21 protein-coding genes and 1 pseudogene are annotated in these 19,476 nt (G+C 60.9%); 17 read left to right on the forward strand and 5 right to left on the reverse strand.

What is annotated here, in order from left to right:
- Positions 1-151 precede the first annotated feature (151 nt).
- A complete protein-coding gene (locus NKI58_RS29005; RefSeq protein WP_352785809.1) occupies positions 152-403 on the forward strand; it encodes a GIY-YIG nuclease family protein in 252 nt (83 codons plus the stop codon).
- A gap of 97 nt (positions 404-500) precedes the next feature.
- Positions 501-1,652, forward strand: coding sequence for a porin (locus NKI58_RS29010; protein ID WP_352449013.1), 1,152 nt, complete (start codon positions 501-503; stop codon positions 1,650-1,652).
- Between the two features lie 230 nt (positions 1,653-1,882).
- Here NKI58_RS29010 and NKI58_RS29015 read toward each other — a convergent pair whose 3' ends face one another.
- A complete protein-coding gene (locus tag NKI58_RS29015) occupies positions 1,883-3,535 on the reverse strand; it encodes a tetratricopeptide repeat-containing sulfotransferase family protein (RefSeq protein WP_352785805.1) in 1,653 nt (550 codons plus the stop codon).
- Between the two features lie 107 nt (positions 3,536-3,642).
- Between NKI58_RS29015 and NKI58_RS29020 the strand changes: the two are divergent.
- Positions 3,643-3,793 (forward strand): annotated as a pseudogene (locus tag NKI58_RS29020) (pyridoxal phosphate-dependent aminotransferase); the annotation flags it as partial.
- Between the two features lie 44 nt (positions 3,794-3,837).
- On the opposite strand, the gene NKI58_RS29025 reads toward NKI58_RS29020, so the two are convergent.
- Positions 3,838-5,490, reverse strand: coding sequence for a tetratricopeptide repeat-containing sulfotransferase family protein (locus NKI58_RS29025; RefSeq protein ID WP_352785802.1), 1,653 nt, complete (start codon positions 5,488-5,490; stop codon positions 3,838-3,840).
- 121 nt (positions 5,491-5,611) lie between these two features.
- On the opposite strand from NKI58_RS29025, the gene NKI58_RS29030 reads away from it, so the two are divergent.
- A complete protein-coding gene (locus tag NKI58_RS29030) occupies positions 5,612-6,718 on the forward strand; it encodes a pyridoxal phosphate-dependent aminotransferase (protein WP_352785799.1) in 1,107 nt (368 codons plus the stop codon).
- Between the two features lie 32 nt (positions 6,719-6,750).
- On the opposite strand, the gene NKI58_RS29035 is transcribed toward NKI58_RS29030, so the two are convergent.
- The gene (locus NKI58_RS29035; RefSeq protein ID WP_352785796.1) at positions 6,751-7,251 is read right to left on the reverse strand and encodes a MarR family winged helix-turn-helix transcriptional regulator; all 501 of its coding nucleotides are present in this window, start codon (positions 7,249-7,251) and stop codon (positions 6,751-6,753) included.
- A gap of 197 nt (positions 7,252-7,448) precedes the next feature.
- On the opposite strand from NKI58_RS29035, the gene NKI58_RS29040 reads away from it, so the two are divergent.
- The 10 genes from NKI58_RS29040 (at position 7,449) to NKI58_RS29085 (ending at position 16,170) form a co-directional block, all read left to right on the forward strand.
- The gene (locus NKI58_RS29040) at positions 7,449-7,727 is read left to right on the forward strand and encodes an acylphosphatase (protein ID WP_352785793.1); all 279 of its coding nucleotides are present in this window, start codon (positions 7,449-7,451) and stop codon (positions 7,725-7,727) included.
- A 151-nt stretch (positions 7,728-7,878) separates the two neighbouring features.
- Positions 7,879-8,541 carry a TetR/AcrR family transcriptional regulator gene (locus tag NKI58_RS29045; RefSeq protein ID WP_352591978.1) on the forward strand — a complete coding sequence of 221 codons (663 nt, stop codon included), beginning with the start codon at positions 7,879-7,881 and terminating at the stop codon, positions 8,539-8,541.
- A gap of 48 nt (positions 8,542-8,589) precedes the next feature.
- The gene (locus tag NKI58_RS29050) at positions 8,590-9,753 is read left to right on the forward strand and encodes an isovaleryl-CoA dehydrogenase (protein ID WP_352454356.1); all 1,164 of its coding nucleotides are present in this window, start codon (positions 8,590-8,592) and stop codon (positions 9,751-9,753) included.
- Between the two features lie 82 nt (positions 9,754-9,835).
- The gene (locus NKI58_RS29055; RefSeq protein WP_352591975.1) at positions 9,836-10,228 is read left to right on the forward strand and encodes an AbrB/MazE/SpoVT family DNA-binding domain-containing protein; all 393 of its coding nucleotides are present in this window, start codon (positions 9,836-9,838) and stop codon (positions 10,226-10,228) included.
- Complete coding sequence (locus NKI58_RS29060; RefSeq protein ID WP_023677795.1) at positions 10,225-10,608, forward strand: type II toxin-antitoxin system VapC family toxin; 384 nt, start codon at positions 10,225-10,227, stop codon at positions 10,606-10,608. Before NKI58_RS29055 ends, NKI58_RS29060 begins: the two co-directional genes overlap by 4 nt.
- 4 nt (positions 10,609-10,612) lie before the next feature.
- A complete protein-coding gene (locus tag NKI58_RS29065) occupies positions 10,613-12,220 on the forward strand; it encodes a carboxyl transferase domain-containing protein (RefSeq protein WP_352785788.1) in 1,608 nt (535 codons plus the stop codon).
- 1 nt (position 12,221) lies between these two features.
- Entirely contained in the window at positions 12,222-12,752 is a 531-nt protein-coding gene (locus tag NKI58_RS29070) for an O-acetyl-ADP-ribose deacetylase (RefSeq protein ID WP_352785786.1), read from the forward strand.
- 115 nt (positions 12,753-12,867) lie between these two features.
- Positions 12,868-13,242, forward strand: a complete 375-nt coding sequence (locus NKI58_RS29075; RefSeq protein WP_352786087.1) for a hypothetical protein — start codon at positions 12,868-12,870, stop codon at positions 13,240-13,242.
- A 29-nt stretch (positions 13,243-13,271) separates the two neighbouring features.
- Positions 13,272-13,652 (forward strand): hypothetical protein, encoded by a 381-nt coding sequence (locus tag NKI58_RS29080; protein ID WP_245274740.1) that lies wholly within the window; start codon positions 13,272-13,274, stop codon positions 13,650-13,652.
- Between the two features lie 529 nt (positions 13,653-14,181).
- Positions 14,182-16,170, forward strand: coding sequence for an acetyl/propionyl/methylcrotonyl-CoA carboxylase subunit alpha (locus NKI58_RS29085; protein ID WP_352785783.1), 1,989 nt, complete (start codon positions 14,182-14,184; stop codon positions 16,168-16,170).
- A gap of 98 nt (positions 16,171-16,268) precedes the next feature.
- On the opposite strand, the gene NKI58_RS29090 is transcribed toward NKI58_RS29085, so the two are convergent.
- Positions 16,269-17,390, reverse strand: a complete 1,122-nt coding sequence (locus NKI58_RS29090) for a branched-chain amino acid ABC transporter substrate-binding protein (RefSeq protein ID WP_023677800.1) — start codon at positions 17,388-17,390, stop codon at positions 16,269-16,271.
- Positions 17,391-17,768: 378 nt separating this feature from the next.
- Positions 17,769-18,035: an SEL1-like repeat protein gene (locus tag NKI58_RS29095; RefSeq protein ID WP_010915070.1), complete on the reverse strand. Its 267-nt coding sequence runs from the start codon at positions 18,033-18,035 to the stop codon at positions 17,769-17,771.
- Between the two features lie 458 nt (positions 18,036-18,493).
- Here NKI58_RS29095 and NKI58_RS29100 point away from each other — a divergent pair, with 458 nt between their 5' ends.
- The 3 genes from NKI58_RS29100 (at position 18,494) to NKI58_RS29110 (ending at position 19,437) form a co-directional block, all read left to right on the forward strand.
- Positions 18,494-18,838, forward strand: a complete 345-nt coding sequence (locus NKI58_RS29100) for a DUF2147 domain-containing protein (RefSeq protein ID WP_023677801.1) — start codon at positions 18,494-18,496, stop codon at positions 18,836-18,838.
- Between the two features lie 210 nt (positions 18,839-19,048).
- Positions 19,049-19,201 carry a hypothetical protein gene (locus tag NKI58_RS29105; RefSeq protein ID WP_023677802.1) on the forward strand — a complete coding sequence of 51 codons (153 nt, stop codon included), beginning with the start codon at positions 19,049-19,051 and terminating at the stop codon, positions 19,199-19,201.
- A gap of 41 nt (positions 19,202-19,242) precedes the next feature.
- Positions 19,243-19,437: a hypothetical protein gene (locus tag NKI58_RS29110; RefSeq protein ID WP_352454349.1), complete on the forward strand. Its 195-nt coding sequence runs from the start codon at positions 19,243-19,245 to the stop codon at positions 19,435-19,437.
- The last annotated feature ends 39 nt before the right edge of the window (positions 19,438-19,476 follow it).

Here is a 19,476-nt window from a genome sequence, read left to right on the forward strand (position 1 = left end):
GCTCAGGGCGTAGCGGGCACACGCTTCTCGGGGGTTCCAAGCCCATCCTCTCCGCCACCCACCGCCCTGCGGGCTGCGGGGGGCAGGCCACCCTAAGCCGCATTTTGGGCGTAGGGTGTCGCCCGAAGCTACGAAGTAGCGTAGGGGGACCATGTGGTACGTCTATTTTCTGCAACTCCGTAACGGCGATGTCTATGTCGGATCGATCAACGATCTTCGACGCCGTTTTGATTCGCACCGATCAGGCTATGTGACTTCGACTAAGGCTTATCTGGCTGTAATCTTGAAGGCCTACATCGGGGTTGAAACCGAGGCCAACGCACGGCAACTCGAGCGATATTTCAAGACCGGTTCGGGCAAGGCCTTTGCGAGTAAACGTTTTTGGCCGACAGAGCCTCGCTGACGGCCTTAGGACCTATCTATTTGAAATATAAATAAAAACCAACCCAACGAGTTGCTTTTCGCCGACCTCCGTCCCGATTCTGACTGGAGGTCAGAAAATGAACATCAAGAGCCTTCTTCTCGGCTCCGCTGCGGCACTGATCGCAGTTTCCGGTGCGCGCGCCGCCGACGCCGTCGTCGTCGCCGAGCCGGAACCCGCTGAATACGTCAAGATTTGCGACGTCTACGGCGCTGGCTATTTCTACATCCCCGGCACCGAAACCTGCCTGCGCATCGGCGGCTACGTCCGCTATGACATCGGCATCGGTGACGTCGGCTCATTCGACGGTGCAAAGACCACCGATCAGCAGGACGGCGACTCGCAGGATACTTACTACAAGCACGCCCGCTTCACGCTGAAGACCTGGACCGGCCAGGAAACCGAGCTCGGCACCTTGAAGACCTACACCGAGACGCGCTTCAACTGGGGTAACCACAACGATTACCTTGATGACAACTTCAATGGCGGTACGAGCGTTTCGCTGAACTTTGCCTGGGTCCAGCTCGGTGGTCTGCGCGTCGGCAAGGACGAATCGGCCTTTGATACCTTCATCGGCTACGCCGGCAACGTCATCCAGGATACGCTGGTCCCCTACGGCGGCTTCGACACCAACGTCGTCCAGTATTACTTCGATGCCGGAAACGGCTTCTCGGCCGTGGCATCGTTGGAAACCGGTTCGGGCAGTGCCGCTGCGGATCCTGGCATTTTCCAAGACAGCAACAGCGGCAATGATTCCATCGACAGCTATGTCCCGTATGTCGTCGGCGGTATCAAATACACGCAGGGCTGGGGCTCGATCACCGGTGTCGCCGCCTATGACAGCACCTGGGAGGAGTGGGCCGGCAAGGTTCGCGTCGACGTTACGCCGATACAGAACCTGACACTGTTCCTCATGGCCGGTTACGGTTCGGACGACAACATCGACCGCAACTTCTACAAGCAATGGGGCGGCAACTGGGCAGTCTGGGGTGGTGGCACTTACACCATAAACGAGAAGACCTCGTTCAACCTCCAGGCGTCGGCTGACGATGACAAAAACTACGGCGTCGCCGCGAACATTGCCTACGATATCGTTCCCGGTCTCACGATCACTGCCGAAGTCGATTGGGCCCGCGACGGTCAGTTTGACAAAGCCTACGATCGCAACTGGACCAATGCCGACGACAAGGACAGCGTCGGCGGCATGCTCCGCTTCCAGCGCTCATTCTAACAGTCCGAGCTAGATTGAGATTGAACCCGGCGGGCGACCGCCGGGTTTTTCGTATCGGCGCGACTCCACTACCAGCCGCGTGAGCATGGCGTCGGTTACAAGTCGCGATCGTTCTCTGCCAGTTGCTGAGAAATTCTACCGACTGATATCTGGCCGCACGCTGGAAATCAGCCGTAAGCCTGCGCGGTTCAGATATCACGATCCACGCAATGTGGACCGCCAACTCCAAATCAAATCTCGGCGAGATCGCCAAGCGACTGGATCAGCGGCTGGATCGTACTCTCATATTTTTTCCAGCGCTTGACCGATGATGTATAGATCGGCTGCCGGACCTGCCAGCGGCTGGGGGTATTGACCGACCTGTCCTTCTCGAAAAAGCGCAGGCAGGAATCGTCCCAAGGCAATCCAAGATGATCGATGAGACGGCGCGACTGCTTCTCCTGATCCGTAACCAGCGTCTCGTAGCGGCTTTCGAAAATACGTCCGGGAAAGACCTTATTCCAATGCCGCATCAAGCGATCATATTCGCGGTAGTATAGGCCGAGTGTCTCAAGGTCGGCGTTGTAGCCGTGGTCCTTGGTGAAATGCAGGACGAAGCAGGACACGCAATTGTCGATGGCATCGCGCCGGCAATGAATGATGCGCGCGTTGGGAAAGAGAATTCCGATCACGCCGATAAACTCGAAGTTGTGCGGCATCTTGTCGACGATGCGGAGCGCGGCGGGCGCGTGCTGGCGCAGATAGGACAGGTATTCTTCGGCCAGCGCCCTCGACTGATCCCTCGTCATCGACATGATCGAATTGCGCAGGTCCTCATCCGACAGTGTTCTAAAGCCCATCGAGTTCGCGATTCGCCGCAGCTTCGTAAGCTCCCCGGCGCCATGGACATCCGGATGGCTCGCGCAGATCTGCTCGGTCAGCGTCGTCCCCGACCGGGGCATGCCCAGCACAAACACAGGCACTTCGGACGGACTGCCGTGGCCAGCCTTGGCTTCCAATAGTGACGGGCTGAATATCTCGATCATGGAATCGACACTTCGGCGGTAGTACTCCTGGTCGAAATCGTGACCAGCGGCCTTTTTCGCCCTCTTGAAGTGATCCATCGCCTCTTCATAGCGCTCGAGATCGTTCAGCACTTTGCCTGCGGCGTGATGGAGCTGCGATGCAGCAACCGGTTCGAGCCTGGGATTGGACAATTCGCGCAGGATAGAGTCGAGCTCGGCAGGTTTTTCGGTGAACTTTTGCGTGTCGACCAGGTAATTGTAGGCTGCCCCAACATCGACGCGACGTTCTATTGCCTGATCGAGATAGGCTCTGGCTTCGTCCATGCGGCCGAGGCCGGTGAGCGCACCAGCCAGACCAATCCGGACCATGGGATGGTCGCCGTTGATCTTTAGCGCCTTCTCGTAAAGGGGCAAAGCCATCTCGGCCTTGTCGAAGTTGACGTAGGCACGTGCTAGTCCGCAAAGCGCTTCCACCAGGTCGGGCTTCAATTCGCAGGCGCGCTGCAGGTGCCTGATCGCAAGCAAGCTGTCGCCAAGTTTCAGACCGGCCTCTCCCAGGCTAAGGTGGAAATATGGATTTTGAGGCGTCTGGCTTACTGCCCGCGCAAAATATTTGAGAGCCAACTCATCGTCGACGCCGAGCCCCAACGTGCCGAGTATATAGAGCGAAAGCGGGTGGTTGGGCGTGCGGGCGAGAACGCGATGGCATAATTCCTCCGCCTCCGGGAGCCGCTTGGCTTGCTGAAGTTCGAGCGCCTGTCGCAGCAGCATGTCGTCAGCTTGCGCGCGCGACGGCGGTTTCACTTTCGGCGGTTCCACTTTCGGCGCCGGGCGAGACTTTATATGCTTGGACCACGCGGGCGGCAGTCGGTTGTTCATCATGTCTCGCTAGCAAAATGATCCGGGAGAATCCAGCCTGACGTTCCCACCTGCCGCGGAACTTGCGCCGGGCGAGCCGGCAGGCTAGCGAGGGCCCTCCCCTCGGCGTCGGCGCCGACAATGTTGTCGTCGGCGAACGCATAGACGGGCTGCTCAGCCTGGTGGCGCGCATGTATGGCGCCCGGCGACGCGGTGGTGACCTCGCTCGGCGCCAACCCAACCTTCAATTTTCATATGGCCGGCGTCGGCGGCATGCTTCGCTTACATCGCTCGTTCTAACGGGCCTTGTCGCACCTACTTGTTCAAAGTTCGGCCAGGTCGCCCAAGGCGTCAATCAGCGGCTGGATCTTGCTCTCATAATTTTTCCATTGCTTGATGGACGAGTTGTAGATGGGTTGCCGAACCTGCCAGCGACTGGCCGTGTTGACCGAACCGTCATTCTCGAAGAAGCGCAGGCAGGCATCGTCCCAGGGCAATCCAAGATGATCGATCAGACGGCGCGATTGTGCCTCCTGATCCGCAACCAGCGTCTCGTAGCGACTTTCGAAGATGCGTCCCGGAAAAACCTTGTCCCAATGTCGCATCAGGCGATCATATTCACGATAATACAGCCCGAGCGTCTGCAGGTCGGTGATGTAGCTGTGTCCCTTGGAGAAATTCAGGAAAAAGCATGAGAGGCAATTGTCGATGGCGTCGCGGCGACAGTGAATAATCCGCGCGTTGGGGAAAAGAAGGCCTATGAGGCCTATCAGTTCGAAATTCTGGGGCATCTTGTCGACTATGCGAAGTGCGGTCGGCGCACGCTCACGAAGGTAGGACAGGTGCCCCTCGGTCAGCATCTTGGCTAGGTCGGGGGTGATCGGCACGATCGATTGGCCCAAACCCTGTGCCGAAAGCCTCGTAAGGCCGATAGCATTTGCGGTTCGTCTTAGCTTGCTAAGTTCTCCTGCGCCGTGAACATCCGGGTGGCTCGCGCAAATCTGCTCGGTCAGGGTGGTCCCCGAGCGGGGCATGCCCAATACAAACACGGGCACTTCCGATGGGCTTCCATAAGCCGCCTTGGCAGCCAAAATATCCGGGTTGAAGAACTCGATCGTGGAGTCGACCCAGCGGCGATAGGTTTCCAGATCGAACTTATAGCCGGCGACCTGTTTGGCTTTCTTGAAATGATCTATCGCGTCGTCATAGCGCTTAAGGTCGTTCAGCACCTTGCCGGCAGCGTGATGAAGTGTCATCGCACTGTCCGGGTCAAGCTTTGGGTTGCCAAGCTCGCGCAAGATGGACTTAAGTTCCGCCGGCTCTTCAGTGAATTTGCGCGTGCGCACAAGCTCATTATAGGCGGCGGGCATGGCGATGCGACGTTCGATCGCCTCTTTCAGATAGATTTCGGCTTCGTCCATGCGGCCGAGACCGATGAGTGCGCTGGCCAATCCCGCCCGAACGCGAGGATGATCGCGGTTGATCTTGAGCGCTCTCTCGTAAAGCGGCAGAGCCATGTCAGCCTTGTCGAATTCGACGTAAGCGCGTCCCAACGCGCAAAGCGCTTCCAGCAAATCCGGCTTCAACTTCAAGGCCTGCTGGATATGCGTGATTGCGGGCGAATATTCGCTGACCTTCAGATAGGTTTCACCCAGACTAAGGTGGTAATAGGGGTTTCGAGGCTCCTCGCCGACGGCTCGCGACAAATATCGCAATGCAATTTCATCGTCGAGCCCGATGAATAGCGTGCCCATAATATACAATGCCAAGGGATGGTTGGGCGTGCGCTCCAGCACGCGACGGCACAGTTCCTTAGCCTCAGCCAACCGCTTGGCCTGCTGAAAGTCATACGCCTGTTTCAGCAGCATGTCGTCAGCCTGCGCCCGCGACAATGGTTTGGCTTTCGGCGGTTCCACTTTCGGCGCCGAGCGGGACTTTATATGTTTGGACCAGGCGGGCGGCAGTCGGTTGCTCATCATGTCTCGCTAGCAAAATGATCCGGTAGAATCCAGCCTGACCGTTGCCGCTGGCCCTGGAACTTGCGCAGGCCCAGCCAGCAAGCTAGCAAGAAGGCCCCTTTTCGAACGAGCCTTTGCCATGCGCCCTCCCCTTACGCCACTTATCGCCGCGCTTCCTTCTACAGTGCCGTTTGTCGGCCCTGAGGCGCAGGAGCGCGACCGCGGCCGCGCCTTTCGCGCCCGTATCGGCGCCAACGAGAGCAGCTTTGGCCCTTCGCCGCGCGTCGTTGCCCATATGGCCGAGATTGCCGGCGACATGTGGATGTACTGCGACCCTGACAATCACGATTTGAAGGTAGCCGTGGCCCGGCATCTCGGTGTCGGCGCCGAAAACGTCGTCGTCGGCGAAGGCATAGACGGGCTGCTCAGCCTGGTTGCGCGCATGTATGTGGCGCCGGGCGATGCGGTGGTGACCTCGCTCGGCGCCTATCCGACCTTCAACTTTCATGTTGCCGGCGTCGGCGGCCGGCTGGTCGCAGTGCCCTACGAGAACGATCGGGAAAACCTCGACGGCCTGCTGGCGGCAGTGGCCAGGGAAAAGGCGCCACTGGTCTACCTGTCCAATCCGGACAATCCGATGGGCAGCTGGTGGGAAGCCGCCGAGCTCAGCCGCTTCATCGAAGCCTTGCCGGAGACCACAATGCTGGTGCTCGACGAAGCCTATGGCGAATTAGGGCCAGCCTCAGCGCTGCCGCCGATCGATGTGGCGCGGCCGAACGTCATCCGCATGCGCACGTTCTCCAAGGCCTATGGGCTGGCCGGCATACGCTGCGGCTATGCGGTGGCCGAGGCCCAGGTGAGTCGGGACTTCGAGAAGATCCGCAACCACTATGGCGTCAGCCGCATGGCGCAGATCGCCGGTGTCGAGGCGCTTGCCGATCAGGCCTGGCTGGATAGCGTAGTGGCGCGGGTCGCCGCCGGCCGCCGGCGTATCGCCGCAATAGCCGAAGCGAACGGGCTGAAGCCGCTGGCTTCGGCGACCAATTTCGTCACCATCGACTGCGGCCGCGACGGCGCTTTCGCACTGAAAGTGCTGCAGGCGCTGTTGTCACGCGACGTCTTCATCCGCAAGCCGATGGTGCCGGTTCTCGACCGCTGCATCCGGGTCAGTGTCGGCCTCGATCACGAGCTCGACATCTTTGCCGAGGAACTGCCTGGCGCACTGGCGGCAGCGCGGGGGAACTGAAGAGCGCAACGCCGGGATTCCAGTGCTGCCCGCTATTTCTCCCCGAGCAGGCGCATGACGCGCTTCAAGGCGTCCGATAATTCGGCAGCCGCGTCATCGGCGAGGCCGGCCGTCAGCCGGGCGAGGTCGCGATCCGCCGCAGCCTGAAGCCTGGCGAGCTCAGCACTTCCGCGAGCGGTCAGCGACAGGATACGTCTGCGCCGATCGGCTGGGTCAGAGCGTGTCTCGGTCAGGCCAGCGGCGGCGAACCTCCTCAGGACGCGTGAGACATAGGCCGGATCGAGCCGGAGTTCGGCAGCGATTTCGGAGGCCGCCGGCCGGAGATCGAGATGGAACGCCCGTGCAAGAAACCCTGCCTCACCGCCGCTATTGGCGACAGCGCGGGATCGGCCGCCCAATTCGAACAGCAGCCGCGCCTCGCCCAGCGTATAGGCGCCGTGCGTCAAGCTCAGGTCGAGCAGCCCGATCAGGCGCGTGTAGAAGCGATTGAAGCCACGTATCTCCGCGACAAGGGCATTCCGATCGGCCGGCATGTCGACCTCCTTCGGACGGACCGCTCCGTCAGGGCCATGATCGCCTATTATTTGACTTAGTCAATCATTAATGGAGACGCCGCCTATCTCGCACGTGAAGCTGGCGGATAGCGACCGGAGAGAGACCTTCGATGCACGTTGCGCGGTTGAATTTGCACGGCGATGCGCCAGACTCGACTCAAAGGATGGAGAGCGCGATGACCGATCGTACGGTGCAGGTACGCATATACGGCAAGGTGCAAGGCGTCAGCTACCGGGTTTGGGTGCGGCGCGAGGCGTCGGCGCTTGGCCTTGCCGGGTGGGTGCGCAACGAAGTTGACGGCTCGGTGACAGCCTTGATCGCAGGGACCGGTGCGGCGGTCTCGACAATGATCGAACGGCTTTGGCAAGGGCCGCCGGGGGCAGCGGTTTCAAAGGTCGATGTCGAAGAGATCGAGGCTCGCGACACGTCGGCCGATTTCAGGATTGTTGCCTAGCAAGGCATGGTCCTGCTCATTCGCTTCCATCGCACAAAATTCTCCAGGGTGCAGATAGAGCAAATCTGAAGCCATTGCCCCTGCCCGGACATGCCTCGGTTCTTGAATTAATTGAACGTTTGTTTTATTGTCTGCGAAAAGGCGGCTTGTCATGGCGCGTACGACCGGTTCCGACGGAGAGAAGACCGAAGCTGCGGTCCGCGAGGCGGCGGTCAGCCTGATTGCGCGTCTTGGCTACGAGGCGATGTCGATGCGCCAACTGGCGGCCGAGGTCGGCGTCCAGGCAGCGGCGCTGTACCGCTACTTCCCGACCAAGCAGGACCTTCTGTTCATGCTGATGCGTGAGCATATGGAAGGCTTGATCGAGGCGTGGCGCGCAACACGCCCTGTCGGCGCCGATCCGGCAGCGCGGCTTGCCGCTTATGTCGAAAACCACATCGCTTTCCATATCGAACGCCGCCACTCCACCCATGTCTCGAACATGGAGCTGCGCAGCCTGTCGCATGAAAAACTCACGCAGATCCTGCGCATGCGCACGGCCTACGAGAAGGAGCTGCGCGCCATCCTGCGCGACGGCGTCGAAGGGGGGTTATTCAGCATCGAAGACACCGGGCTCACCGCCATGGCGCTGATCCAGATGATGACCGGCGTCATCGTCTGGTTCCGGCCGGGCGAACGGCTGTCGATCGCCGAAGTCACCGCTACATATCTAGCAATGACAATGCGCCTTGTTGGAGCAAAGAGCGATGGCGCGAGGACGAGCCACGGCGCCGTGCGTCCATTCGAGCGCGCAACGGACGCTGCAGCACTTTGATTTCGCGCATGATCCCGATTTTCGCGGTCGTGCGCCGGGAGGAACGGCATGTACACGCATACGCTCAACTTCGGGCTTGACGAAGACATCGAGGCGCTGCGCGACCTGGTGCGGCGCTTCGCCCAGGAAAAGATCGCACCGATCGCCGCCGAGATCGACCGCTCGAACGAATTCCCGGCACATCTGTGGGCGGAGCTCGGCGGGCTCGGCCTGCTCGGCATCACCGCCGATCCCGATTTCGGCGGCAGCGGCATGGGCTACCTCGCCCATGTCGTGGCGATGGAGGAGATTTCGCGCGCCTCGGCCTCGGTCGGCCTCTCCTACGGCGCCCATTCCAACCTCTGCGTCAACCAGATCAACCGCTGGGCGACGCAGGCGCAGAAGGAAAAATATCTGCCTTCGCTCTGCAGCGGCGAGAAGGTCGGCGCACTGGCGATGTCGGAATCGGGAGCCGGCTCCGATGTGGTGTCGCTGCGCCTGCGCGCCGAAAAGCGCAATGATCGCTATGTGCTCAATGGCACCAAAATGTGGATCACCAACGGGCCGGATGCCGAGACGCTGGTCGTCTACGCCAGGACCGATCCGGAACTCCATTCGCGCGGCATCACCGCTTTCATCGTCGAAAAGGCCTTTGCCGGTTTTTCCGTGGCGCAAAAGCTCGACAAGCTCGGCATGCGCGGCTCGAACACCGGCGAGCTGGTGTTCGAGAATGTCGAAGTGCCGTTCGACAATGTGCTGCACGAGGAAGGGCGCGGCGTCGAGGTGCTGATGTCGGGCCTCGACTACGAACGCGCCGTGCTGGCCGGCGGCCCGATCGGGCTGATGGCTGCGTGCCTCGACGTGGCGATCCCTTACGTGCACGAACGCAGGCAGTTCGGCCAGCCGATCGGCGAGTTCCAGCTGGTGCAAGGCAAGCTAGCCGACATGTATGCGACGATGAACGCGGCGCGCGCCTACGTCTATGCCGTGGCCGCCGCTTGCGATCGCGGTGAGACGGCCCGCAAGGATGCTGCCGGCTGTATTCTCTTCGCCGCCGAAAAGGCAACGCTGATGGCGCTCGACGCCATCCAACTTTTGGGCGGCAACGGCTACATCAACGACTACCCGACCGGCCGGCTTTTGCGCGACGCCAAGCTCTACGAGATCGGCGCCGGCACCAGCGAAATCCGTCGCTGGCTGATCGGGCGGGAAATCATGGTAGAGGGCGCCTGATGGCGTCTTTTTGAGATTTTGCCAGAAGCCGCACGATGTGGCATACTTCGGAATATGTGCCACAACACAGGCGAGACGGACCATGGCTGGCAAAACGGGAAAGTCCGGATTTGACGAAGATCCGCAAGCACGGTTCGATGCCGGCGCTCGCCAACCACAGCTTCGTGCTCCGGCGAAACGCGAGCGTGTCAAGCTTGGCGAGGGCGGGCGCTTCGTCATTCCTGCCGCGATGCGCGAGGAGATGGGCGTGAAGCCTGGCGAGGACATGATCCTTCATGTCGAAAACGGCGAGCTGCGGGTAAGATCGTGGCTGCAGAATCTGCGACGCGTCCAGGCCGAATTGTCGACGCTGAAACAGCCCGGTGAAAGCGTCGTCGACGAATTTCTGAAGGAGCGGCGGGAAGAGCAGCGTCGAAGCGACAAGCGTCTGGACCGGCTTCACGCCGAAGGGACGACAGGAAAGCGGGCGAAATGAAGCCCTACGTCATGGACAGTTCGGCGGCGCTCGCAATCCTGCTCAACGAGCAAGGCACCGATAATGCTTTGGGGTTCGCGCCGGATGCACAATGCAGTTCGGTCAATGCGGCCGAAATCATCGCCAAGCTGATCGACAAGGGACGCAGCATGGAACAGGCCGCGGACGACCTCGCCAGTCTCGGCATGCCGATCGCCGTTTTCGACGACGCGATGGGCATCGCCGCTGGGCAGCTTCGCCAATTGACGCGGCATCGCGGCTTGTCGCTGGGCGATCGGGCTTGCCTGGCGCTGGCAATTCGCGAGAATGCCATTGCCGTCACCGCTGATCGCGATTGGGGCGACCTCGATGTCGGCTGCAAGATCGAGCTGATCCGGTAGCGCCATGGCCCCCCTCACCTCTCAGATGTCGTCCGCCTCCGATGCCTTCCGCGCCAATGCCGAGCGCATGCGGGCGCTGGTCGCCGATATTGCTGAAAAAGCCGCCGCCATCGAGCGCGGTGGCTCGGAAGAGGCGCGTGAGCGGCACGTCTCCCGCGGCAAGCTCCTGCCGCGGCAACGCCTAGCCCAATTGCTCGATACAGGCTCGCCCTTCCTCGAAATCGGCCAGTTCGCGGCATGGTCGATGTATGGCGAGGACATCCCTTCGGCCGGCCTCATCGCCGGCATCGGCCGCGTCGAAGGCACCGAAGTGATGGTCGTCGTCAATGACGCCACGGTGAAGGGCGGCACCTATTATCCACTGACGGTGAAGAAGCATCTGCGTGCACAGGAGATCGCATTGCAGAACAATCTGCCTTGCGTCTATCTGGTCGACAGCGGCGGCGCCAATCTGCCCAACCAGGACGAGGTGTTTCCCGACCGCGATCATTTCGGCCGCATCTTCTACAACCAGGCCAACATGTCGGCCGCCGGCATTCCGCAGATCGCCTGCGTCATGGGTTCGTGCACGGCCGGCGGCGCCTATGTGCCTGCGATGTCGGACGAGACAATCATGGTGCGCAACCAGGCGACCATCTTTCTCGGCGGGCCGCCGCTGGTGAAGGCGGCCACCGGCGAGGACGTCACCGCCGAGGACCTCGGTGGCGCCGACGTGCACACAAGGCTTTCCGGCGTTGCCGACCACTATGCGCTCGACGACGAGCATGCGCTGGCCATATGCCGGCGTATCGTCAAAAACCTGAATCGGAACAAGACTGTAAGCCTTGCCTTACAGAAATCGATTCCGCCGCTTCACGATCCACATGAACTCTACGGCATCGTGCCGACGGATCTGCGCCAGCCCTACGACGTGCGCGAGGTAATCGCCCGCACCGTCGACGGCTCCGAGTTCGATGAGTTCAAGCAGAATTATGGCACCACGCTGGTCACCGGTTTCGCCCATCTCAGCGGCATGCCGGTCGGCATCGTCGCCAACAATGGCGTGCTGTTTTCGGAAAGCGCGCTGAAGGGCGCGCACTTCATCGAGCTGTGCTGCCAGCGCAGGATTCCGCTGATTTTCCTGCAGAACATCACCGGTTTTATGGTCGGGCGAAAATACGAGGCCGGCGGCATCGCCAAGGACGGCGCCAAGCTGGTGATGGCGGTCGCCACCGCCAAGGTGCCGAAAGTAACGATGATCATCGGCGGCTCGTTCGGCGCCGGCAATTACGGCATGTGCGGACGCGCCTATTCGCCGCGCTTCCTGTGGATGTGGCCGAATGCCCGCATTTCGGTGATGGGCGGCGAGCAGGCGGCAACAGTGCTTGCCGTGGTCAAGCGCGAAGGCATCGAGCGCAAGGGCGGGGAATGGAGCGCCGAGGAGGAAGCGAAATTCAAGAAGCCAATCCTGATGAAGTACGAGCATGAAGGGCACCCGCTCTATTCGTCGGCAAGGCTCTGGGACGACGGCATCATCGACCCGGCCAAGACCCGCGAGGTGCTGGCGCTCAGCCTTTCGGCCGCGCTCAACGCCGAGATCGAGGAGACAAAATTCGGCGTGTTCAGGATGTGAGATGAGCGATACCGGCCAGAGGATTCGCATTCAAACCGGCGACATCACGAAGCTGGCGGTCGATGCCATCGTCAACGCCGCCAATACCTCTCTTCTCGGAGGCGGCGGCGTCGACGGCGCCATTCACCGCGCGGCCGGCCCCGAGCTTGTGGCAGAATGCCGGACCTTGCATGGCTGCAAGGTCGGAGACGCAAAAATCACCAAGGGCTACAAGCTGCCCGCGCGCTACATCATCCATACGGTCGGGCCGGTCTGGCAAGGCGGCAGCAAAGGAGAAGCCGAACTGCTCGCCTCCTGCTATCGCCGGTCGCTCGAAATCGCCGCCGCAAAGGACTGCCGGAGGGTAGCGTTTCCAGCGATCTCGACCGGGGCCTACCGCTATCCGAAGGATCAGGCGACGCAAATTGCTGTCGGGACCGTGAGCGCCTTCATCGGCCAGAACATCGTTCCGGAAACCGTCATTTTCTGCTGCTTCGACGAGCCGACGGCCGAATTGTATCAGCGGGTCGTCGCTGCACTCGGCAGGGTGTGACCCTGCGCGGGAGACAACCCACCACATCTCCAGACTATTTTTTGCTTCTCGATCTGGCCAGACGAAAGAATCACGGCTATTGATCATCGCAAATACCAATGGGGATTGGGCGAAGATGAGTCGGCGGGTTTTTCAGAGAACAACTGTGCATTTACTTGCAGGGTTGCTTATATTAGTGACCCCTGGCATCGGCGCAGCGGAGTCGCTGGCGGGAAGCAAGGGCGAGACCCGTTTCTATCCCTATTTGCCGCAGAGCCCGAAGGATCCGTGTACCAGGGCCTACAAGGCCTATGTAGCGGCCGGCGGCCATTCAGCCTATGCAACCACTCCGTATTCCCGGGTGCGTTTTCTGTACATCATCTGCGGCTCGCGCTTGAATGCACCGTCACAGCAAGCTGCCGAAGAATTGGCGTTGAAATCCTGTCAGGCCGCCCGCAACAGTTACAGAGTTACAACAGGCGGCGGCTGCGAAATCGCTGCCTCCAAGTAGGCGAATATATTTCAGTGTTTGGGGTTCAAATGGGTTTGGCAATGAAATCTTTATCAATCAAGCGAGCAACCATGTCGGTACTTGCACTGCTTGTGGCCTCTGCACCGAATGTCGGCGCCGCCGAATCGCTGGCGGGAAGCAAGGGCGACAGCCGCTTTCCGGTCTATTTTGCACCGGGTACAATCGGAGGCTGCGGCAAGAATTACAAGGACTATGTGGCGGCTGGCGGTCACTCGGCCTATGCGATGACGCCATTCAACTGGGCAACCGAATTCACTATTTGCGGTGCTTATCTGAATGCAACATCCCAGAAGGCTGCGGAGGCGCTGGCGTTGAAATCCTGCCAGTCCGCGCGCAGCAAGTACAAGGTCACGACTGCAGGGGCCTGCGCCATAGCTGCCTCCAAATAGACCGACACTCGTCGGCCTTCGACGTATTCAATGGGTGGGAGAAATGAAATCTATAAGCGTCAAACAAGCAGTCTTCTCGCTGATAACCGGGTTGCTTCTAATCTCGAGCCCCAATGTCGGCGCGGCGGAATCGCTGGCTGGAAGCAAGGGCGACGTCCGCTTCTACCCGTATTTTCCGGCGACCGCGGATCGGCCATGCACCAAGGCATATAGGGCCTATGTGGCGGCCAGCGGCCATTCAGCTTATGCGACCACTCCGTATTCCCGGGTGCGTTCGTTGTACATCCTGTGCGGCTCGCGCTTGAATGCGCCCTCGCAAAAGGCTGCCGAGGATATGGCGATGAAATCCTGCCAGGTCACCCGCGACCGTTACAGGGTCACGACCGGGGGAGCTTGCGAAATCGCGGCCTCAAAGTAGGCAGGCCTCGCTTGCCTACCCTTTGACCGCCAGACTACAAAGCAGGGCATTGCCGCAGCTCGCGTGACGAGAATTCGCGCCGTTGGCGGCAGCTCTGCCTGTGGAGGCCCGATGTTCGCCAAGATCCTGATCGCCAACCGTGGCGAGATCGCCTGCCGGGTGATCCGCACGGCACGCAGGATGGGTGTGCGCAGCGTCGCCGTCTATTCCGATGCCGACGCTCACGCCTTGCATGTCGAAATGGCCGACGAAGCGGTGCATATCGGCGCCTCTCCCGCCAACGAAAGCTATCTGCGCGGCGACAAGATCATTGCGGCGGCCTTGGCCACAGGTGCCGAGGCCATGCATCCGGGCTACGGCTTTCTTTCGGAAAACCCTGATTTCGTCGACCAGGTGGTCGCGGCGGGGCTGATCTTCATTGGCCCGTCGGCGGCCTCGATCCGCGCCATGGGACTGAAGGACGCGGCCAAGCGGCTGATGGAAAAGGCCGGCGTGCCTGTCGTTCCTGGCTACCATGGCGAAGCGCAGGAGATCGTGTTGCTCGCCTCCAAGGCGCGCGAGATAGGCTACCCCGTACTGATCAAGGCGCGCGCCGGCGGCGGCGGCAAAGGCATGCGGCGCGTCGAGCATCCCGATGATTTTTCGGAAGCACTGTCGGGCGCGCGGCGCGAGGCGAAAGCCGCGTTCGGTGACGACCGCGTCTTGGTGGAAAAATATGTCGACAAGCCTCGCCACATCGAAGTGCAGGTGTTTGGTGACAATTTCGGCAACGCCGTGCATCTTCACGAACGTGACTGCTCGGCACAGCGCCGCCACCAGAAGGTGATCGAGGAGGCGCCTGCCCCGGGCATGACGCCGGCACTGCGCAAGGCGATGACCGAGGCGGCGGTGAAAGCCGCCAAGGCAATCCACTATTCCGGCGCCGGTACCATCGAGTTCATCGTCGATGCCTCGCAAGGTCTGAAGGCCGACCGTTTCTGGTTCATGGAAATGAACACCCGCCTGCAGGTCGAGCACCCCGTCACCGAAATGGTCACCGGCATCGACCTGGTCGAGTGGCAGTTGCGGGTAGCCTCCGGCGAAAAACTGCCGAAGACGCAGAGCGAGATCGCGCTCTCCGGCCACGCCTTCGAGGCGCGTATCTATGCCGAGGACGCGGTAAGAGGGTTTTTGCCGGCGACCGGCACCTTGCACCATTTGAAATTTCCGCAACCGGCACCGGAGGGTGCGACCATGCGCATCGAAACCGGTGTGCGCGCCGGCGATGCGATTTCGCCGTTTTACGACCCGATGATCGCCAAGCTGATCGTTCATGGCAAGGACAGACGGGCGGCGCTCACAGCGCTTGGCGCGGCGCTGTCGCAGACAGAAATCGCCGGCTCAACGGTCAACACTGGCTTTCTTGCCGCGCTGGTCGCTGATGCGGATTTTGCAGCGGGCGATGTCGATACCGGCTTGATCGCCAGGCATCAGCAGGCGTTGACGGCGGTTCCGCCGCCGAGCGGTGAGACGATTGCCGCCGCGGCACTTGCCGCGTCCGGTGCGCGCGACTTGCCGTCCTCGGACGATCCCTGGTTGTCGCTGGCCGGCTATGCGCATTTCCACGCGGTAGTGCGGCGCATGCTGCTGAAGTTTGGCGAGCAGGAGATCGTCGCGCGCGTGTCGGTGCGGCCGGACGGACGGTTCAAGGTGGCGCTGGATGCGCCCTATGACAGAGTCAATTCGCATGATCTTCGCGCCGCGCCTCGCCTCGCCCGCTGGCCGGGCCACGTCACGGTCTTCGACGGTGCAATCGGCTACGGTTTTGCCGTGCCGGATCCGCTGGCGCGAACCGACGAAGCCGCCGCCGCTTCCGGCAGCCTGCGCGCTCCAATGCCCGGCCTGGTCAAATTGGTGCGTGCAGCCAGAGGCGAGTCCGTGATCAAGGGCCAGCCGCTGCTGATCCTGGAGGCGATGAAGATGGAGCACACCATTGCCGCGCCCCATGACGGGGTTATCGCCGAGATTGCTGCCGAAGGCGCGCAGGTAACCGACGGCACCGTGCTGGTTCGCTTTGCCGAGGAACCTCAGTTGACTGCTGTTTCCCTATCCACGAAGTGATCTCGAACGCGTGACAAAGGCGTCGCCAAAAACAACATGGCCGGGTTTGACCCCGGCCATGTTCAATTACAGCAGCGCGTCTTGCGGCGCCGCGGCCATCACGGCTGGATCGGCGCGTATTTGCCGTCGTGCCACTGGTTGATGTCGTAGCTGGCGTTTTTGAGGTCGCCCTTCTCGTCGAAGGTGACTGACCCGACAACCGTGCTGATCGGCTGGCCGTTCTTCAACGCTTCGGCGACTTTTGCCGGATCGTCGCTGCCGGCGCGTTTGATGCCTTCGGCGAAGGCCTGGATCACCGCATAGGAAAACAGCGTGAAGCCCTCCGGCACGAAGCCGCCGGCCTTGATCTTGGCGATGGCTTCCTTGGCTTCGGGCTTCGCCTGCGGATCCGACGGGAAGACGAACATGGTGCCTTCGCCGGCCGGACCGGCAACCTGCCAGAATTCCGGCGAAGCGATCGAGTCCGGCATGATCAACTGGAACTTGAGGTTCTGCTCCGCCGACTGGCGCAGGATCAGGCCGGCTTCGGGGTGATAGCCGCCGAAATAGACGACGTCGGCTTTCAGCTCCTTGAGCTTGGTAACAAGAGCGGAATAGTCCTTCTCGCCGGCGTTGATGCCCTCGTAGAGGATCTCTTTGAGACCGTTCTGGTTCATCGTTGCCTTGACGGCATCGGCCACGCCCTGCCCATAGGCGCTCTTGTCGTGCATGATGACGACGTTCTTGCCGGCATATTTCTTGGCGATCCATGGACCGATGAAAGCGCCCTGCGCATCGTCGCGCGTATAGAGGCGCATGATCGTCGGCCAGCCGGCCTTCGCCGCTGCGTCGGTTAGTACCGGGTTCGAGGAAGCCGGACTCATCATCAGCGCACCGGCTTCGGCGTAGACGGCGGAGGCCGGGATGCTGGAGCCCGAGCAGGCGTGGCCATCGATGAACTTGACACCATTGGCGATGATGCGGTTGGCGACCGAAACCGCCTGCTTCGGATCGCACTGGTCGTCCTCGATGTCGAGCTTGATCTGGCGGCCGTCGACGCCGCCCGCCGCGTTGATCGCGTCGGCGGCGGCTTGCGCGCCCTGCTTGAACTGATCGCCGATGGTGGCAAGCTGACCGGTCATCGGTCCGACCACCGAAAAGGTGATGTCGTCGGCGAAGGCTACCGGCGCGGTCATCATTAGGCCAAATATGGCGGCGCTCAAAATACTGAATTTCTTCATGGTGACACAACTCCTCCACTCTCGCGCGACCATCCCGGCCGCGCCTCTTCCAGAGTGGCGGGAGAATTTCATCCTTCACCGGGGCTGTCTAGACGCATCGTCGGCACTCGATTGGGCCTGCAACACGCAGTCCCAAAGACAAGCCGCGCCAGCCTTGTTCCGGCCGGTCGCGGCTTTTGCCATGAGCTTCCCAACGAATCGGTGCCAGGACCCGCTCGCCTTCCCTGTCTATTGCACAGCTTGCCGCCGTGTTCTTGATCTTGTTGGCTCAGCCGTCTTGCGCGGCCTTGATTGTTCGGGCCCGGCCCTCTGCGCGGCCTTGACCCGAAGCATCCCTGTTGTGAGGTCAGTACCCTTGTGAAGTCGATGCCGGCGAATTCAGTGCATCGTCATCCATTCGCGAGCTTCGCGCAGCGCCTTGGCGATCTCGACCTTCGACATGGCGGCAGACAATTCGGAGCGCAGTTCCGCGGCGCGGGCCGAACCCTTGATCGCGGCGATGTTGAACCATTTGTGGGCGGCGACGACATCGGTCTCGCAATCGCGGCCAGTCGCATACATCATGCCCAACTCGAAAAGAATATCGGCCTGGGCAGTTGCCCCCATGGCGCCGAAGCCGGCTTCAAGCATTTCAAAACGTGCCATTTCAAATCCCCTGTTCTGGCTCCCGAGAGCTGTCTCCGTCTGTCCCTCGGTGTCCTTGATTACCGTCGGGGCGGCCGCTCTTTCGATGCTTTCGAGAATGCCCTGGAGGCTTGAATCCGTCGTTAAATGGCGTGCTTAATTTGAGGAAAACAAAGCTAAAACAAGAGGTAAACGCGAAAATTCGTTAAGGATACAAAGCCAGCAATCGCGCCGGTTTGCACAAGATTTGAAGAAAACTTGCGAGGCGCGGATCAAGACTCCGCTAACCACAGAAGACAAAGACGTGTGCGGCCCGTTTCATTTTTCGCCGGCGCGGCCGTTCGGGAGCGGGCAAAAACCCGCAACCCTTCCGTCGCGGCACCGCTTTTGTTTTTCCGGGAGCTGGACTAGCTTACGTTTGCGTAAGGGGCAGACACCCGGGATGGAGCCCGATTGGACTTACCTGAGGGAGGAAAGACATGTTTCGACAAGTGAGCCTGGCCCTCGCGGCCGCAATAATGATGACCGGCGCGGCATGGGCCGATCCGATCGAAGGCAATTGGAAAACGCAAGCCGGATCGACTGCCGCCATTTCGGGTGGCGGCGGGGCATTTTCGATTACGCTCAAATCCGGCAAATTTGCCGGCAAGAACATCGGTTCACTGAAGGTTGCCGGCGACAACAAATATGCCGGCACCATAACCGACCCGGAAACCGACAAGACCTATTCGGGCAAAGCATCGCTTTCCGGCAGTTCGCTCAAGATGAGCGGCTGCGTGCTCGGCGGGCTGATCTGCAAGAGCCAGACCTGGCACAAGCTCTGATCGTGCCCTTCCTGCCGGGGTGAGCGGGGCCAATCGGCCCCGTTTTCATGTTATCGGTCTCGCAGCCATGGCGTCGCCATGGGTCGCTGCACTCAAAGCGGACCCTCTCAGAGATCATCAACCATTTTTGAACCGCAGATGAACGCCGGGATCAGAGCCGGTTCAGCCGGGGCAAGGCATTGTCATGCGTGTTGAAGGAGACACCGCGCAATGCTTGCCCGCCGCTTCACCATCGTCTGCCTGCTGATGAGCCTGTTCGGCATGTTGTTCGCCGTCCTTGTCGCCGAAGCCGGCCGGCCGTCCCGCTCCTGGGACGTCGCCAGTTCCTGCCGACTCGGTTGCTTGAACCATCTTCACCACTGAAACGACAAAGAGCTGAACCTTTAGAGAAAAGCAAAACGCCAATGAACCGCCTCGCCGCCAACACCCTCAAGACGCTTCGGCTGCTGCCGCGCGCGGCGCTCATCCTGACTGTTCTTTCGGTACCGGTACTGGCCGTGCCGACAATGCGCACCAATGCCGGCTCGACGATCGAGGCGCCTGCGTTGAGGAAGTCAGGCCTCGGCTTTGTGCTGCTGGTTAGCCTGCAGCGCGGTTAGCAGACCGAAAAACGCCGCCAGCGCGTATTGAGGCCGCCT

This window comes from Mesorhizobium sp. M0522 (genome assembly GCF_040321085.1).
Taxonomy (GTDB): domain Bacteria; phylum Pseudomonadota; class Alphaproteobacteria; order Rhizobiales; family Rhizobiaceae; genus Mesorhizobium.

What these genes read in the sequence shown, in the direction of transcription:
- NKI58_RS29040 (WP_352785793.1), top strand. Translation starts at nt 7,449, where the DNA reads ATGACCGATCGTACGGTGCAGGTACGCATATACGGCAAGGTGCAAGGC.
- NKI58_RS29080 (WP_245274740.1), top strand. Translation starts at nt 13,272, where the DNA reads ATGGGTTTGGCAATGAAATCTTTATCAATCAAGCGAGCAACCATGTCG.
- NKI58_RS29100 (WP_023677801.1), top strand. Translation starts at nt 18,494, where the DNA reads ATGTTTCGACAAGTGAGCCTGGCCCTCGCGGCCGCAATAATGATGACC.
- NKI58_RS29050 (WP_352454356.1), top strand. Translation starts at nt 8,590, where the DNA reads ATGTACACGCATACGCTCAACTTCGGGCTTGACGAAGACATCGAGGCG.
- NKI58_RS29030 (WP_352785799.1), top strand. Translation starts at nt 5,612, where the DNA reads ATGCGCCCTCCCCTTACGCCACTTATCGCCGCGCTTCCTTCTACAGTG.
- NKI58_RS29075 (WP_352786087.1), top strand. Translation starts at nt 12,868, where the DNA reads ATGAGTCGGCGGGTTTTTCAGAGAACAACTGTGCATTTACTTGCAGGG.
- NKI58_RS29045 (WP_352591978.1), top strand. Translation starts at nt 7,879, where the DNA reads ATGGCGCGTACGACCGGTTCCGACGGAGAGAAGACCGAAGCTGCGGTC.
- NKI58_RS29065 (WP_352785788.1), top strand. Translation starts at nt 10,613, where the DNA reads ATGGCCCCCCTCACCTCTCAGATGTCGTCCGCCTCCGATGCCTTCCGC.
- NKI58_RS29015 (WP_352785805.1), bottom strand. Translation starts at nt 3,535, where the DNA reads ATGAACAACCGACTGCCGCCCGCGTGGTCCAAGCATATAAAGTCTCGC.
- NKI58_RS29085 (WP_352785783.1), top strand. Translation starts at nt 14,182, where the DNA reads ATGTTCGCCAAGATCCTGATCGCCAACCGTGGCGAGATCGCCTGCCGG.
- NKI58_RS29005 (WP_352785809.1), top strand. Translation starts at nt 152, where the DNA reads ATGTGGTACGTCTATTTTCTGCAACTCCGTAACGGCGATGTCTATGTC.
- NKI58_RS29060 (WP_023677795.1), top strand. Translation starts at nt 10,225, where the DNA reads ATGAAGCCCTACGTCATGGACAGTTCGGCGGCGCTCGCAATCCTGCTC.
- NKI58_RS29010 (WP_352449013.1), top strand. Translation starts at nt 501, where the DNA reads ATGAACATCAAGAGCCTTCTTCTCGGCTCCGCTGCGGCACTGATCGCA.
- NKI58_RS29105 (WP_023677802.1), top strand. Translation starts at nt 19,049, where the DNA reads ATGCTTGCCCGCCGCTTCACCATCGTCTGCCTGCTGATGAGCCTGTTC.
- NKI58_RS29035 (WP_352785796.1), bottom strand. Translation starts at nt 7,251, where the DNA reads ATGCCGGCCGATCGGAATGCCCTTGTCGCGGAGATACGTGGCTTCAAT.
- NKI58_RS29110 (WP_352454349.1), top strand. Translation starts at nt 19,243, where the DNA reads ATGAACCGCCTCGCCGCCAACACCCTCAAGACGCTTCGGCTGCTGCCG.
- NKI58_RS29090 (WP_023677800.1), bottom strand. Translation starts at nt 17,390, where the DNA reads ATGAAGAAATTCAGTATTTTGAGCGCCGCCATATTTGGCCTAATGATG.
- NKI58_RS29025 (WP_352785802.1), bottom strand. Translation starts at nt 5,490, where the DNA reads ATGAGCAACCGACTGCCGCCCGCCTGGTCCAAACATATAAAGTCCCGC.
- NKI58_RS29055 (WP_352591975.1), top strand. Translation starts at nt 9,836, where the DNA reads ATGGCTGGCAAAACGGGAAAGTCCGGATTTGACGAAGATCCGCAAGCA.
- NKI58_RS29095 (WP_010915070.1), bottom strand. Translation starts at nt 18,035, where the DNA reads ATGGCACGTTTTGAAATGCTTGAAGCCGGCTTCGGCGCCATGGGGGCA.
- NKI58_RS29070 (WP_352785786.1), top strand. Translation starts at nt 12,222, where the DNA reads ATGAGCGATACCGGCCAGAGGATTCGCATTCAAACCGGCGACATCACG.